Source organism: Streptomyces luteolifulvus (assembly GCF_008806595.1).
In the GTDB taxonomy this organism is placed as follows: Bacteria; Actinomycetota; Actinomycetes; order Streptomycetales; family Streptomycetaceae; genus Streptomyces; species Streptomyces luteolifulvus.
In genome coordinates this window covers 128,701-143,623 of sequence record NZ_VZRB01000015.1, presented here as the reverse complement: position 1 = coordinate 143,623, position 14,923 = coordinate 128,701, and the positions used below count along the sequence as shown (strand labels likewise).

Genomic DNA, 14,923 nt, shown 5'->3' with positions numbered 1-14,923 from the left:
TGTCACTCCGGTGGCAGGGGGCTTTGCCACGTTCTAGCGTGTCCGCATGATCGAGCTCGAGGGCCTGACGAAGCGGTACGGCGAGAAGGTGGCGGTCAACAACCTCACCTTCACCGTCAGACGCGGCATCGTCACGGGGTTCCTCGGGCCGAACGGCGCCGGGAAGTCGACGACCATGCGGATGGTGCTCGGGCTCGACCGTCCCACCGCCGGGGACGTGCGGATCGACGGCAGGCACTACGACCATCTCCATGACCCGCTGAAGTACATCGGCGCCCTGCTGGACGCCAAGGCCATGCACGGCGGCCGCAGCGCCTTCAACCATCTGCTCTGTCTGGCGCAGAGCAACGGCATCCCGAAGAGCCGGGTGCACGAGGTCCTCGACACGGTCGGGCTGACCGCGGTCGCGAAGAAGAAGGCCAAGGGCTTCTCGCTCGGTATGGGACAGCGGCTGGGCATCGCGGGGGCGCTGCTCGGCGATCCCCGGATCCTGATGTTCGACGAGCCGGTCAACGGCCTCGACCCCGAAGGCATCCACTGGATGCGCAATCTGATGAAGTCGCTGGCCGCCCAGGGGCGGACGGTGTTCGTGTCGAGTCACCTCATGAGCGAGATGGCGCTGACCGCCGACCACCTCGTCGTCATCGGACAGGGCCGACTGCTCGCCGACACCTCCATGGCCGACTTCATCGAGCAGAACTCGCGGTCGTACGTCCGTATCCGCACGCCCCAGCGGGAACGGCTGCTCGATGTGCTGCACGGGGCCGGGACGACGGTGGTCGAGCGCGGCAACGGCACGCTGGAGGCCGACGGCGGCAAGGCCGAGCTCATCGGGGAACTCGCGGCCCGGCACCAGATCGTGCTGCATGAGCTGAGCCCCCAGCAGGCCTCCCTGGAGGAGGCGTTCATGCGGCTCACCGCGGAGTCGGTGGAGTACCACGCACACTCCGAGACGCCCCCCGCCGGGCCGTGGGGCGCCGAGTGGAGGAGGAGCTGAGCATGGCGGCGATCCAGGTCGTCCGGTCCGAGTGGACCAAGATCCGGTCAGTGGCGTCCACGGTGTGGACACTCTCGATCGCCGTGGTGGTCACCCTCGCCCTCGGCATGCTGATCTCGGCGCTGTCGAAGAGCGAGTTCGACAACCTGAGCCGCAACGAACGGCTCTCCTTCGACCCGACCTTCATCAGCTTCGCCGGGATGACCCTGGGGCAGCTCGCGATGATCGTGTTCGGGGTGCTCGTCGTGTCGAACGAGTACAGCACCGGCATGATCCGCACCTCGCTGGCCGCCGTGCCGCAGCGCGGCACCTTCCTGTTCAGCAAGATCGCGGTGGCGACCGGCCTCGCCCTCGTCGTCGGCATGGTCACCAGCTTCGCCACGTTCGTCCTCGGGCAGGCGATGCTCGGCTCGCACCGGGCGTCGATCAGCGACCAGGGCGTGCTGCGGGCGGTCATCGGCGGCGGCCTCTACATGACCCTCATCGCGGTGTTCTCGATGGGCGTCGCCGCGATGCTGCGCTCGCCGATGCTGTCGCTGGGCATCCTGATGCCGTTCTTCTTCCTGATCTCCAACATCCTGGGCAACGTCCCGGCGACGAGGAAGGTCGGCCGGTTCCTGCCCGACCAGGCCGGCAGCCGGATCATGCAGGTGGTCACCCCGGTCGACGACGACACACCGTACGGGCCCTGGGGCGGCCTCGGAATCATGCTGCTCTGGGTGCTCGCGGCGCTCGTGGGCGGTTATGCCGTGCTGAAAAGGCGGGACGCCTAGGACTCGCCGCAGGGCCCGTCCGGCAGGCCGTGGGCCAAAGCTTTGCCTCCTCTTGGATGGAACCGTCAGCGCCCGGATAAGCTCCTAACCCTTACGGGGGCGTGTGCCCCGCTGTCCTGATCCTTTCGATGGGTGCGGAGCATGATCGAAGCAGTCGGCCTGACCAAGCGCTACGGCGACAAGACCGCTGTGTACAACCTTTCCTTCCAGGTGCGGCCCGGTGCCGTCACCGGCTTCCTCGGGCCCAACGGTTCGGGCAAGTCGACGACGATGCGGATGATCCTCGGCCTGGACAATCCCACCGCGGGGCAGGTGACGATCGGCGGCTATCCGTACCGCAAGCTGCCGAACGCGCCCCGCCAGGTCGGCGCCCTGCTGGACGCCAAGGCCGTGCACGGCGGGCGGCACGCCCGTAACCACCTGCTGAGCCTCGCCCAGCTGTCGGGCATCCCGGCCCGGCGCGTGGACGAGGTGCTGGGCGTGGTCGGACTCCAGGACGTGGCGAAGAAGCGCTCCAAGGGCTTCTCCCTCGGCATGGGCCAGCGGCTCGGCATCGCCGCCGCGCTGCTCGGCGACCCCCAGGTGCTGCTGTTCGACGAGCCGGTCAACGGTCTCGACCCGGAGGGCATCCTCTGGGTGCGGAACCTGATGAAGTCCCTTGCGGCGGAGGGACGGACCGTGTTCGTCTCCAGCCACCTCATGAGCGAGATGGCGCTGACGGCGGACCATCTGATCGTCATCGGCCGCGGACAGCTGCTGTCCGACATGAGCGTGAAGGACTTCATCTCGGCGAACTCCGCCGACTTCGCGCGCGTGCGGACGCCCGACACCGAACCGCAGCTGCGCGAGAAGCTGTCGTCCGCGCTCACCGGGGCGGGCGGCCACGTCCTGCCGGAGCAGGACGGCGCGCTGCGCGTCACGGGGCTGCCGCTGCCCCGCATCAGCGACATCGCGCACGACACCGACGTACGGCTGTGGGAGCTGTCCCCGCATCAGGCCTCACTGGAAGAGGCGTACATGCGGATGACGCAGGGCGCCGTCGACTACCGCTCGACGATCGACCAGAAGGCGGGGCTCATGGAGCCGCTGCCGCCGGGGGCGCAGCCGCCGATGCCGGTGCCGGGGCAGGGCCAGCCGGGCTGGTACGCCCCGCCGCCGCCCCAGCAGGGCGGGCAGCCCTTCGCGATGCCTCAGGGGCAGCCGGGCCTGCCGCCCGCGGGGCCGTACGGCGCCCCCGCCGGGCCCGGTGCGGCGCCCGCCGGACAGCCGAACCCGTACGCGCAGCCCGCGCCGCAGGGAGCGGCCCCGGCCCGGCCGACCGCCGCCCCCGCGCAGCCCTCCGCCCCTGCCGCCGCCCCGACCAAGTCCGAGGACGCCCGATGAGCACCCCCCAGCCCCCGATGCCGCAGGCCGGTCCCGCCTGGCAGGCGGCGCCCGGATCGTCGTATCCCACCTACACCTCGCCGATCCCCGTGGTGCGCACGCATCTCGGGCACGCGCTGGCCTCGGAGTGGACGAAGATCAGATCGGTGCGCTCCACCATGTGGACGCTCGGTGTGTTCGTGCTGCTCGTCGTCGGCATCGGGCTGCTGACCGGCGCCCTGGTCGGCTCCTCGGGCTCGGAGCTGCAGGGCGAGAACCCGCTGGCGATGGGCTTCTTCGGGCTTCTGCTGGGCACCATGTGCCTGATCACGCTGGGCGTGCTGACCACGGCCTCGGAGTACGGCACGGGCATGATCCGCACCACGATGACCGCGTGCCCCTCCCGGGGACGGGTGCTCGCGGCGAAGGCGATCGTGTTCTTCGCGGTCGCGTTCGTGGTGACGCTGACCGCGTCCGTCTTCGTCGCGCTCGTGCAGATCCCGCTGCTGGAAGGCACCGGCGCGAAGGACCCCTCGGGCGAGGAATGGCTGAAGGGCACGGTCGGGGTCTCGCTCTACCTCGCGCTGCTCGGGCTGCTCTCGCTCGTCGTCGGCTCGATCATCCGGCACTCGGCGGGCGCGATCACCATCATGATCGGCACGGTGCTGGCTCCGCTGGTGATCGCGCTGTTCATGTTCTCGGAGTCGCTGGAGGACGTGCGCCAGGCCCTGTTCGAGTACTCGATCCCGAACCAGCTCAGTGTCTTCTACTCGAACTCCCTGACCCAGACGGGCCCGTCGGGCTGGGACCCCCTGTGGATCATCCTCGGCGCAACGGCAGCAGCCTTCGCCGCGGCGTACGCCCTGCTGGAGAAGCGGGACGTCTGAGTCCTCGGAAACCCCCGAGACGCGCAACGTCTGAGCCGAGGGACCTAGAACTTCGGCGCATTCCGGGACCGCTGCACCTGTGGGTGCGGCGGTCCCTTGCGTTCCAGATACCACCCCACTCACCGTCATCCCCTCGAACCGCCACCGGGACAGGCCCGCCCGGCCGGGACCCGCTGTGGATCACCGTCGGCGTGCGCCCCCCGAAAAGCCGCACGCGTCAGCCCCCGGCAGACTCTAGAACTTCGGCGCGTTCCGGGACCGCTGCACCCGTGTGGTGCGGCGGTCCTTTGCGTTCCAGCAGGCCTTGTGCCAGTGGCGGCGGTCGTCGACGCCCGCATGGGCGGGCCAGGCCACGACGTGGGGGACACCCGAGGGGATCATCTGGTCGCAGCCGGGGCAGCGGTAGGTCTTGCCCTGGGCGCTCGCGCCCGCGACATGGCGCACGCTCCACTCCTCGCCCTGCCAGCTCTCCGTGGACTCGAAACCGCCGTAGCGGCCCGAGCGGTCGTCCTCGGCGCTCCGGCCGGACAAGCCGGACGAGCCGGCACCCTTGGGTCGGTTGCGGCGCGGGGACACGGAACACCTCACGGGGTTGTACAGGTTGCGGGGGCCGTGTCCAGCGTACGCGGCGCGGACAGGGGTACGCGTAGGGCACCAACCGCCACAAGTCCCCCGCAGGGGCCACGCATTCTGCAGACAATCCGGAAATCTCTCCGCCAGGCCGTGTCCTCGGCACGTGTCAGACGGTTATGCCCGGTGGGGGAGCTCCGCGTCGGAGCCAAGGAAGCAGGAAAAAAGCAATGCGCGTTGGAAGTTTCGTGTTGGCTGCCCAGTTCCCGGGGCAGGGCCAGGGGGAGGCGCTGCACCGCGCGGTCCGCTCGGCCGAAGTGGCCGAGGAGGCGGGTCTCGACACGGTCTGGCTGGCCGAGCACCACTTCGTGCCGTACGGCACCTGTCCGTCGGCGGTCACCCTGGCCGCCTTATTGCTGGGCCGCACCCGCCGTCTGAGGGTGGGCACCGCGGTCAGCGTACTGCCCACCGTCCACCCCGTGGCCCTGGGCGAACAGGCCGCCCTGCTGCATGTGACGAGCGGCGGGCGCTTCTCGCTGGGCGTGGGCCGCGGCGGGCCGTGGGTCGACCTGGAGGTCTTCGGCATGGGCCTCAAGGCGTACGAGGAGGGGTTCCCGGAATCACTCGATCTGCTGGTGCGCTGGCTGCGCGAGCCCTCCGTGGCTACCGTCGGCGACCGCTTCAGTTTCCGTGAAGTCCCGGTCGTACCAAGGCCGTCGGAGTCCCTGTCGGAGGCCGCGGGACCCGAGATCGTCGTCGCCTGCACCTCCCCCGCCAGCGTCCGTCTCGCGGCCGAGCGCGGGCTGCCGATGCTGCTCGGGATGCACGTGGGAGACGAGGAGAAGGCGGAGATGGTCGCCCTGTGGCGCCGGCACGCGCGCGCGGCCGGGCGGCCCGCGGAACAGATCCTCGGCGCGGCCCATGTCTCCGCCGGCGTCTGCCAGATCGCGGACCGGCGCACGGACGCGGTGGAGACGCTGACCAAGGCGATGCCGGGCTGGCTGAAGCAGGGCCTGGAGGCCCATGTGACGGTGGACGGACGCCGGCGCGCGATGCGCGACCCGCTGGCCTACACCGAACTGCTCTGCGGACTGCACCCGGTGGGCACGCCGAGGCTGTGCGTGGACCGGCTCGCGGCGACGAGCGAGCGGACCGGCATCTCCCGCTTCGCCCTGCTGGTGGAGGGCTCGGGAGACCTGGCGGCCACCGAGGAAAACGTACGGCGGCTGGGCGCCGAGGTGCTTGTCCACCTCGGCTGAACCCGCCCGCCCCGCGGGGAGCTTGCCGCCCCGGTACTGAATGCACCTCCCGCGTACGGAGCGGCAAGCAAGCGGCTGTCTGCGTCAGCAGTCCCGGAGTTCCGGGGACTGGTTCAGCAGTTGACTGCGTACCGAGGTGAAGCGGGCCAGCGTCTCGTCGACGGAGGAGTCCAACGGGAACACCGCCACCCGGTGGCAGTTCTGGAAGGCCAGCCGCACACCGAAGTGCCGTTGCAGTGCGCCGCGTATCGCGTCACTCGCAAGCGCACGCAGCAGCTGACCGCGTGCCTGCTCGTCCGGCGGAGGCGTCAGGTTGTCGGCGAACTGGCCGCCGTCCACCTTCAGCTGGGCCACCAGGGAGCTGATCATCTCCCATGCGTAGGGCAGGGAGGTCCGGACGCAGTCGACGAATTCTGCTTCGTCGACCTCGCCTCGCTCGGCCTTTTCGAGTAGGGCCGGTGAGACGTCGAGCGACATGGGTTCTCCTCTCGCACCCCCGAACAGCAGGGGTTGCCGGACAGGTAGGGGAGTTCACGATGCTGGACACGCTGAGTACACGTCTCGCGACCTCCCGTTCATACGGTAAGCAACCCCAGGTGGCGGCACCAGGAGAACGCGTACAAAGAGAGGCGTCGATGGGCGCACAATCGGCCACAAACGAACACGGGGCGTCCTGGGTTTTCCAGGACAAGAGGTGCGGCCCGCAGGGCCTCGGTTGAGGGTGGTGGCGGGAGACGGGAGGGCGAATCGCGTGCACCAGGGGCCGTCGAGTAGCGTTGCCGACCATGCGTCTCGTCATTGCCCGATGCTCGGTCGACTACGCGGGCCGGCTCACCGCCCACCTCCCCTCTGCTCCCCGCCTGATCCTCGTGAAGGCCGACGGCAGCGTCTCGATCCACGCGGACGACCGGGCCTACAAGCCCTTGAACTGGATGTCGCCGCCCTGCACGCTGAAGGAGGGGACGGGCGAGGAGGAGGGCGTCTGGACCGTCGTCAACAAGGCGGGCGAGAAGCTCATCATCACCATGGAGGAGGTCCTCCACGACTCCTCGCACGAACTCGGCGTGGACCCCGGCCTGATCAAGGACGGCGTGGAAGCACACCTCCAGGAGCTGCTCGCCGACCGCATCGACACCCTCGGCGACGGCTACACCCTCATCCGCCGCGAGTACATGACCGCCATCGGGCCGGTCGACATCCTGTGCCGGGACGCCGAGGGGCAGACCGTCGCCGTCGAGATCAAGCGGCGCGGCGAGATCGACGGCGTGGAACAGCTCACCCGCTATCTCGAACTGCTGAACCGCGACCCCCATCTCGCCCCGGTCCGCGGCATCTTCGCGGCACAGGAGATCAAGCCCCAGGCCCGCGTCCTCGCCACGGACCGCGGCATCGGCTGCCAGGTCCTGGACTACGACGCCCTGCGCGGCATCGAGGACGACAAGCTGCGCCTGTTCTGACCCTCCGACGCCCTCATACGACGCAGAGGCCGGGTCCGACACACGGACCCGGCCTTCCTGTACTGAACAGCGCGCGGCGCGTCAGATCACCGGACCCGAACCGCTGCTCGTGGTCGACGACGTGCCGGTTGCGCTGCCCGTCGTGGCCGAGGAGGATGCCGGGCCGCTGGCCGAGTTCGTGGTGGACGGTGTTGTCGATGTCGAGGACGACGGCGAAGTGGACGGGGAGGTCGACGGAGACGTCGACGGGGACGACGACGGCTTGCCCGACTGCGACGGCTTCGGCGAGGTCGAGGTCGGCCTGGACGTCGGCGGGCGCGACGACGGCCTGGACGGCGAGCTCGACGAACCGCCCGTGCCCTTGGTCCCGCTCGGAGCGTCCGACGACTCCCCCGTGTACGCCGGCGTCGGATCGTCGGACGGCTCGGTGGGCCGACTGGTCGCCGTGCCGGTGTCGCCGCTGTCCTTGCCCGCCTTGTCCGCGCCGAGGCTGTCGTCGCCGATGTCCTGGCCGGCGGAGGGGTTGACGCCGACGTTGTCGGACGGGTTGTTCCCCTCGTTGTCGGAGGTCGCGCCGAGCGTCACCACCGTGCCGAGCACGGCCACGAGCAGCGCGCCCGCACCGGCCGCCACGAGATTGCGGCGGGCGTAGCTCCTCAGGCGGCGGCCCTTGTGCGCGGGCGAGGGCGAAGGCGAAGGAGTGGCCGAGGCCCGGTGGGTGACCAGGGTCGCGGTGTCGCCGGACGAGGGCAGAACGGTCGGGAAGGGAGTCGGTGTCCCGCGGGGCGGCGACGCCGACTCCTCGGTGCGCGCCTCGGGCACCTCCTCCCCCGCGGTGGGTCCCAGGAGGATGCTGACCGGCGTGCCGGTGAGGTCCGCGACCAGCGTGAGGGCGCGACGGCCGGCGACGCTGCCCCGCTTGTCCGTGCCACGCAGGCCGACGGCGGCCTCCAGTTCGGTGAGGGCCTGGTCGAAGCGTCCCTCGCAGATCGCGAGGATGCCCAGCTCGTGGTGGAAGTAGGCCCGTTCGATGGCATCCTCGGCGAGCCGCGAGGCCTCCGCGCCATGCCGCAGCGCCTGCTCCCAGGCGCTCCAGCACAGGCCCGCCGCGAACGCGGGCGCCGCCGTGCGGGCCAGCTGCACGACGGGGCTCTCGTCGGCAACCTCGTCCTCGCCGGGGGCGGTCGTGTCCGGCACGAGGACGTCGAGTGCGGCGAGCAGGGCGTCCGCCTCGGCGCACACCCGCTCCGGGGTGACCGAGGGGTGTCCGGCCCACCAGGCGTAGTGCTGGGCGGCGGTGAGGGCCTTGGCCGCGGCCTCGGTGCCGTATCCGGCGGCCTCCAGCTGGGCCTGTACGCCGGCCGCGAGCCGGTAGCGGGCGCCGACCGGGGAGACCAGCCCGCAGGCGACCAGCTCGCCGAGCGCGGCGTCGGCGTGGGTGTCGCCGACGAGCGCGGGCAGGTGCGCCTGGTGCGGGACCTCCCCGCGGAGCGCGACGGCGAAGCCCAGGGCGGCACGCGCCGAGGTGCTGAGCCGGGAGGCGAGCAGAGGGGCGGGCGCGGCGGCCTCGCCGAGGGAGGGCAGCGGGATGCTCTCGGTGTCGTCGGCGGCGTCGGCCTCGACGGGGACGTCGACCTGGGGGATGTCCGCGAAGACACCGAACTCGTCGACGGCGCTGGCGCCGGCCCGCAGTTCGTCGCGCCGGCGCAGCAGGGCCCCGGCCTGGACGAAGCGCAGCGGCAGGCCCTCGGACTCGAACCAGAGGTCGCCGGCCCAGTTGGTTTCCTCCTCGGTGAGGGCGCGGCCGACCGCGCGCTCCAGGAGGTCCAGGCCGTCGGCGCGGTCGAGGCCGCCGAGGAAGACCTCCTCGACGGCGGAGTCGGCGGACGGGGCGGGCACATCGGGCGTCGCGGTGATGAGGAAGGCGCACTCGGGGGTCGCCTCGATCAGCGCGTCGAGGGCGGCGCCGCCGAACTCGATGTCGTCGAGGACGACGACCGCACCGATCTCCCTGAGGTGGGCGCGCAGTTCGTCCCGGCCGGGGCGGTGCAGGGACGCGTTGTGGACGGCGGAGAAGAGGTCGTGGAGGAGGTCGTCCGTGGTGCGGTGGAAGCCGCTGAGGCGGACGACGCCGTCCGGGGCGAGGTCCGAGCAGTCCCCCGCGACCACGTCGACGAGCCGGGTGCGGCCGGATCCGGCGGGGCCGGTGAGGCGGACGGAGCGGCCGCGCGCGAGCAGACGCACCAGCCGCTCGCGCTCGTCCTGTCGGGCCAGGAGCGGCAGCTCGGGCGGTGTCGGCCCGGCCGGCTTGGGCGGGCGGGCGGCGCGGGCGACGTCGGCACGCTCGGCGGCGGTGAACTTCTGGGGCCGCTCGGAACGCTTCCCGGGCGGGCAGGCCTCTATCTCGCTGCCGTCCACGGGGTTGACCGTGACAAGGAAGTCGCCGGAGACGAGCTGCACCGCGCGGGCGAGCGCGGGCGCGCTCTGTCCGAAGTCCGATGCGAGGGATTCCCTGGGCGGGCGTCGGCCGGGCGTGCTGCCTTCGCCGTCGTGGCCGTACTCCTCGGGCTCCCGGTTGTTCGGGTCCATAGGTCCAAGCCCCCCAAAAGCGTCGTGTGCCGAGCCCCTCCCGGCCTTGCCGCACACCGCGCTGTCGCTTCTGGTCCGGGCCCGCTCAAGGGTTGTCACGCAGCGGGCGACCGAACCTTAAACCTTTGGTCAGTATCTCCGACAGTCCGGGGTACCGCGCCGTACGAGAGGTCACAGTCTCATGAGGAATCCGCGCGTCGACACTTCCGAGGGATCTGTCACACCCTGGGCAGGGAGTCGACCCCGATGCCGCCCTCGATCGCCAGAATGCGATGGAGCCTGGTGGCCACCAGCAGGCGCTGCATCTGAGGCGGTACGCCCCGCAGCACCAGTCGCCGCCCGCAGCGGCCGGCCCGTCGGTGTGCCCCCATGATCACCCCGAGCCCGGTGGCGTCCCAGGAGTCCAGCTCGGACAGGTCGAGCACCAGGTCACCGACTCCGTCGTCGACGGCCGTGTGCAGGACCGTACGGGCGTCCGCCGCGCTACGGACGTCGAGGCGGCCCCCGACGACCAGCTCGGCGTGGTCGCCCCTGATGAACATATGCGCTCCCCGTGGATGCGTCTGGTTCTCCGTGATGTGGTGATGCAACCTCTGACGGTGTGGGACCCTCAGAGGTTGCCGTCTGTAAGCGAACCGATACCCAATTCACCCCGGCGAGTGATACAGCCGGGGCACGTGCGGTTTCAGTGCTTGTAGAAGCCCTGCCCGCTCTTGCGTCCGATGTCACCGGCGTCAACCATCCGGCGCATCAGCTCCGGCGGCGCGAACTTCTCGTCCTGGGACTCGGTGTAGATGTTGCTGGTGGCGTGCAGCAGGATGTCGACGCCGGTCAGGTCCGCCGTGGCCAGCGGGCCCATGGCGTGGCCGAAGCCCAGCTTGCAGGCGAGGTCGATGTCCTCGGCGGTGGCGACGCCCGACTCGTACAGCTTGGCGGCCTCGACGATGAGCGCCGAGATGAGCCGGGTGGTGACGAAGCCGGCCACGTCACGGTTGACGACGATGCAGGTCTTGCCGACGGACTCGGCGAACTCCCGCGCGGTGGCGAGGGTTTCGTCGCTCGTCTTGTAGCCGCGCACCAGCTCGCACAGCTGCATCATCGGGACCGGCGAGAAGAAGTGCGTGCCGACCACGCGCTCCGGACGTTCCGTCACGGCCGCAATCTTGGTGATCGGGATGGCGGAGGTGTTGGAGGCGAGCACGGCGTCGTCGCGCACGATCTTGTCCAGCGCACGGAAGATCTCGTGCTTGATCTCCAGCTTCTCGAAGACCGCCTCGACGACGACGTCCGCGTCGGCGACGGCATCCAGGTCGGTCGTCGCGGTGATGCGGGCGAGCGCGGCGTCGGCGTCGTGCGCCTCCAGCTTGCCCTTGCTGACGAACTTGTCGTACGAGGCCTTGATGCCGTCGGTGCCACGCTGGAGCGCCTCGTCGGTGACGTCGCGCAGTACGACGTCCCAGCCCGCCTGCGCGGAGACCTGGGCGATACCGGACCCCATGAGTCCGGCGCCGATGACGGCAAGCTTCCGTGCCACTGTGCGACTCCCCTTTGAAACGCTTACACGCTGCTTACGTATGGCTCTCCGGCGGACACTAGCGGTCGTGAGGGGCTGTGTGACCAGGAAGTAATGCGCGTCACGTCTCAAATGACGGACATCACACCGGCAGGCGTCAGGGGACGCCTCGTACGGCGTAGTTGAGCTCCTGGATCCGCCTTGGCCCCGGCCCGGCCACGTAACTACGCTGACCTCATGGTCAATCTGACGCGCATCTACACCAGAACCGGCGACAAGGGCACCACCGCCCTCGGGGACATGAGCCGGGTGGCCAAGACCGACCTGCGGATCTCCGCGTACGCGGACGCCAACGAGGCGAACGCGGTGATCGGCACGGCGATCGCGCTGGGCGGTCTGGACGAGGAGATCGTCGAGGTTCTCACCCGCGTCCAGAACGACCTGTTCGACGTGGGCGCGGACCTGTCGACGCCGGTGTCGGAGAACCCGGAGTTCCCGCCCCTGCGGGTCGAGCAGTTCTACATCGACAAGCTGGAGGCGGACTGCGACCGCTTCAACGAACGGCTGGAGAAGCTGCGCTCCTTCATCCTGCCCGGCGGTACCCCGGGCGCGGCCCTGCTCCACCAGGCCTGCACGGTCGTACGCCGGGCCGAGCGCTCTACCTGGGCCGCGCTGGAGGCCCACGGCGAGGTGATGAACCCCCTGACGGCGACCTACCTCAACCGCCTGTCGGACCTGCTGTTCATTCTTGCCCGCACGGCCAACAAGGACATCGGGGACGTGCTCTGGGTCCCGGGCGGCGAACGCTAGGCGCTCCGCCGGAATAGGCGCGATGCGTCGTCGGCCGTCTGCGGCGCCGTCGTGGCTGGTCGCGCAGTTCCCCGCGCCCCTTCAGGGCGCTGGGCGTTCTTGCCCGCACGGCCGGCGAGGGCCTCCGCGGCGTGGTCGCGGTCCCCTGCCGGGAGCGCTGACGAGGGGGCCTTCTTCGGCCGGATCACATACGTCAGGGCGATCAGACCGTGGATTCCCGCGGCCCTGAGTGCCGCCCACTGGAAGGCCCGCAGCGACGAGGTGTCGCCGTCGCCCACGTACCAGACCGCCCCTTGGAGCAGCGCGCACGCGACGGCCGCGGCCAGGAGCGTGCGCAGCCACAGGCGGCCCTCGTGGCGGGCCCGCGCCCTGCCGTGGCGCGGCGGCTTCGGCGGGGGCGGGCCACCGGCCAGACGGTGGGCGGCGTGGCCGTCGAGCCAGCGGACGGTGCAGTGGCCGTACGCGACCGTGTAGCCGATGTACAGCGCCGCCAGCCCGTGCTCCCAGCCCGGCTCGGCGCCGTTCTTCAGGTCCACCGCGGTCGCCGCGAAGAGGACCAGCTCCAGCGCCGGCTCGCACAGCAGCAGCGCCACGCTCGTGCGGCGCCAGTTCAGCAGGTAGCGGACGGCCAGGCCCAGTGCCAGCAGCACCCAGAAGCCGACCTCACAGGCGATGATCAACGCGACGACCACGACTCGCTCCTTCCGGTCACCTTCCCAAGCCTCCCGGCGGGCCCGGCCGGATACGTCGTCGGCGGTGACGAGGTCGCCGTACATCGAACGATGCAGTCGGGGACCGTTCCCGGGGAGCACGCGGGCGGGGCGCGGGGTTGGTTGGATGGAGGACATGGCCGTACGACTGCCCCGACCGCACCCGCACGACGTGCACATCGCGGTGGGCGGGCTGCTCGGCGGGCTGCTGATGTGGGGCCTGGGGCTCAGCCCGCGGGACGCCTCGGACGACCTGGTGCTGTGGCCGGCGTACTGGGCCGTCCTGGTGCCGCTGGTGGTGATGGCCGGCTGCGAACTGCTGCGCCGCACCCGGCCCCGGCTGGGCCTGGTGATCGGTACGGCCGCGCTGGTCGCCGACACCGTGACCCGGGGCAGCGTGGTCACGGTCGTGCTGTTCACCGATCTGATGTACGCGGCCGTCCTGTACGGCTCCCCCGCCCTGGCCCGCCGCCTCCCCTGGCTCACGGGACTGCTGACGGTGATCGGCGCAGTGGTGCCCGCGGCGCTCTGGCGCGACCCGCAGGGACTGCTGATCGGCGTCGGCGTCGGCGTGGTGGCCCTCGCGCCCGCGGCCACGGGCTGGGTCGTCCGCAACCACCGCGACGCGGCCGAGGCGGCCCGGCTGCGCGCCGAGCAGACCGCGCTGCTGGCCGAGATGGACCGCGCCCAGGCGGTCACGGCCGAGCGGGCGCGCATGGCCCGGGAGCTGCACGACATGGTCGCCAACCATCTGTCCGCGATCGCCATCCACTCCACGGCGGCCCTGTCCCTCGACGAGCCGGAGACCTCGCGGGACGCCCTGTCCGTCATCCGTGAGAACAGCGTCGAGGGGCTCGCGGAGATGCGGCGGCTGATCGGGATCCTGCGGGACTCGGGCGGCGACGCCGAACCCGCCGCCGCCCCCACCCTGGACGGCCTCGGCGCGCTGGTCGACGGTGCCCGCGCCAACGGCCTGGACGTCACCCTCGACACCGACCACGGCCAGGTGCCGGCCCCGGTCGAGCTCGCCGCGTACCGGATCGTCCAGGAGTCGCTGACCAACGCCCTCAAGCACGCGCGCCCGGGCCGGGTCACCGTCACGCTCGCCCGGCGCGACGGTGTGCTCGACGTGCGCGTGGACAGCCCGTACGGCCACCGGGACGGCCCGCGTGCGCCGGGCTCCGGTGCCGGACTCGTCGGGATGCGGGAGCGGGCCGCGCTGCTCGGCGGCACGTTCGACGCCGGACCGGACGGCGACCACTGGGCCGTACGCGCCGCCCTCCCCGTCACCGAAGGAGACTCCGCATGAGCCGCCCCGTCCGTGTCCTCGTCGCCGAGGACCAGTCCGCCGTCCGGGCCGGGCTGGTACTGATCCTGCGCAGTGCGGGCGACATCGAGGTGGTGGGTGAGGCGGCGGACGGCGAGCAGGCGGTGGCGCTGGCCCGTGAGCTGCGGCCCGATCTCGTACTGATGGACATTCAGATGCCGCGTCTGGACGGGGTGTCGGCGACCCGGAAGGTGGTCGGGGAGGGGCTGGCGGACGTGCTCGTGCTCACCACCTTCGACCTCGACGAGTATGTGTTCGGGGCGCTGCGGGCCGGTGCCGCCGGCTTTCTGCTGAAGAACACGGAGGCGGGCGATCTGCTCGACGCCGTACGGACCGTGGCGCGCGGGGAGGGACTGATCGCGCCCGCCGTCACCCGTCGTCTGATCGCCGAGTTCGCGGCGAAGCCGGTACGGCGGCCGACGGCCGATCCGGCGGTCCTCGACACCCTCACCCGTCGTGAGCGCGAGGTGCTGTCGTGCCTCGGCGAGGGCCTGTCCAACGCCGGTATCGCCGGCCGTCTCGACATGGCGGAGGCCACCGTGAAGACGCACGTCAGCCGGCTGCTGGGGAAGCTGGAGCTGCGCAGCCGGGTCCAAGCGGCGGTGCTGGCGCAGGAACTGGGGATCCCGGGGGCGTAACACGCCCCCAAGGGACTAATGGTCCAGACCT

14 protein-coding genes and 1 pseudogene are annotated in these 14,923 nt (G+C 71.1%); 9 read left to right on the top strand and 6 right to left on the bottom strand.

Annotation, left to right across the window (positions count from 1 at the left end):
- Positions 1-46 precede the first annotated feature (46 nt).
- From F7R91_RS22120 to F7R91_RS22105, 4 genes are all read left to right on the top strand, one after another.
- Positions 47-997 carry an ABC transporter ATP-binding protein gene (locus F7R91_RS22120; protein ID WP_150950827.1) on the top strand — a complete coding sequence of 317 codons (951 nt, stop codon included), beginning with the start codon at positions 47-49 and terminating at the stop codon, positions 995-997.
- Positions 994-1,770, top strand: coding sequence for an ABC transporter permease (locus tag F7R91_RS22115; RefSeq protein WP_150950869.1), 777 nt, complete (start codon positions 994-996; stop codon positions 1,768-1,770). The genes F7R91_RS22120 and F7R91_RS22115 overlap by 4 nt, the downstream gene beginning before the upstream one ends.
- A 141-nt stretch (positions 1,771-1,911) precedes the next feature.
- On the top strand, positions 1,912-3,153 hold the full coding sequence (locus tag F7R91_RS22110; protein WP_150950826.1) for an ABC transporter ATP-binding protein: 1,242 nt from the start codon (positions 1,912-1,914) through the stop codon (positions 3,151-3,153).
- Positions 3,150-4,019, top strand: coding sequence for an ABC transporter permease subunit (locus F7R91_RS22105; RefSeq protein WP_150950825.1), 870 nt, complete (start codon positions 3,150-3,152; stop codon positions 4,017-4,019). The genes F7R91_RS22110 and F7R91_RS22105 overlap by 4 nt, the downstream gene beginning before the upstream one ends.
- Before the next feature lie 234 nt (positions 4,020-4,253).
- On the opposite strand, the gene F7R91_RS22100 is transcribed toward F7R91_RS22105, so the two are convergent.
- Complete coding sequence (locus tag F7R91_RS22100; RefSeq protein WP_150950824.1) at positions 4,254-4,595, bottom strand: ATP/GTP-binding protein; 342 nt, start codon at positions 4,593-4,595, stop codon at positions 4,254-4,256.
- 224 nt (positions 4,596-4,819) lie between these two features.
- On the opposite strand from F7R91_RS22100, the gene F7R91_RS22095 reads away from it, so the two are divergent.
- Positions 4,820-5,848: an LLM class flavin-dependent oxidoreductase gene (locus F7R91_RS22095; protein ID WP_150950823.1), complete on the top strand. Its 1,029-nt coding sequence runs from the start codon at positions 4,820-4,822 to the stop codon at positions 5,846-5,848.
- Between the two features lie 84 nt (positions 5,849-5,932).
- Here the strand turns inward: F7R91_RS22095 and F7R91_RS22090 are convergent, their stop codons facing one another.
- Positions 5,933-6,325, bottom strand: a complete 393-nt coding sequence (locus F7R91_RS22090; protein ID WP_150950822.1) for an SCO5389 family protein — start codon at positions 6,323-6,325, stop codon at positions 5,933-5,935.
- A 308-nt stretch (positions 6,326-6,633) separates the two neighbouring features.
- Between F7R91_RS22090 and nucS the strand changes: the two genes are divergently transcribed.
- The gene (gene nucS / locus F7R91_RS22085; protein WP_150950821.1) at positions 6,634-7,305 is read left to right on the top strand and encodes an endonuclease NucS; all 672 of its coding nucleotides are present in this window, start codon (positions 6,634-6,636) and stop codon (positions 7,303-7,305) included.
- An 81-nt stretch (positions 7,306-7,386) separates the two neighbouring features.
- On the opposite strand, the gene F7R91_RS22080 is transcribed toward nucS, so the two are convergent.
- From F7R91_RS22080 to F7R91_RS22065, 3 genes are all read right to left on the bottom strand, one after another.
- Positions 7,387-9,894: an ATP-binding protein gene (locus tag F7R91_RS22080; RefSeq protein ID WP_150950820.1), complete on the bottom strand. Its 2,508-nt coding sequence runs from the start codon at positions 9,892-9,894 to the stop codon at positions 7,387-7,389.
- A gap of 218 nt (positions 9,895-10,112) precedes the next feature.
- Positions 10,113-10,436 (bottom strand): STAS domain-containing protein, encoded by a 324-nt coding sequence (locus tag F7R91_RS22070; protein ID WP_150950818.1) that lies wholly within the window; start codon positions 10,434-10,436, stop codon positions 10,113-10,115.
- Between the two features lie 143 nt (positions 10,437-10,579).
- On the bottom strand, positions 10,580-11,428 hold the full coding sequence (locus tag F7R91_RS22065; RefSeq protein WP_150950817.1) for a 3-hydroxyacyl-CoA dehydrogenase family protein: 849 nt from the start codon (positions 11,426-11,428) through the stop codon (positions 10,580-10,582).
- Positions 11,429-11,644: 216 nt separating this feature from the next.
- On the opposite strand from F7R91_RS22065, the gene F7R91_RS22060 reads away from it, so the two are divergent.
- Positions 11,645-12,217, top strand: a complete 573-nt coding sequence (locus F7R91_RS22060) for a cob(I)yrinic acid a,c-diamide adenosyltransferase (protein WP_150950816.1) — start codon at positions 11,645-11,647, stop codon at positions 12,215-12,217.
- Between the two features lie 122 nt (positions 12,218-12,339).
- On the opposite strand, the pseudogene F7R91_RS22055 reads toward F7R91_RS22060, so the two are convergent.
- Positions 12,340-12,909: pseudogene (locus tag F7R91_RS22055) on the bottom strand (hypothetical protein); the annotation flags it as partial.
- Between the two features lie 154 nt (positions 12,910-13,063).
- Between F7R91_RS22055 and F7R91_RS22050 the strand changes: the two are divergent.
- Both F7R91_RS22050 and F7R91_RS22045 read left to right on the top strand, forming a co-directional pair.
- Positions 13,064-14,236, top strand: a complete 1,173-nt coding sequence (locus F7R91_RS22050; protein ID WP_150950815.1) for a histidine kinase — start codon at positions 13,064-13,066, stop codon at positions 14,234-14,236.
- Positions 14,233-14,892, top strand: coding sequence for a response regulator (locus F7R91_RS22045; RefSeq protein ID WP_150950814.1), 660 nt, complete (start codon positions 14,233-14,235; stop codon positions 14,890-14,892). The genes F7R91_RS22050 and F7R91_RS22045 overlap by 4 nt, the downstream gene beginning before the upstream one ends.
- Positions 14,893-14,923: the final 31 nt, after the last annotated feature.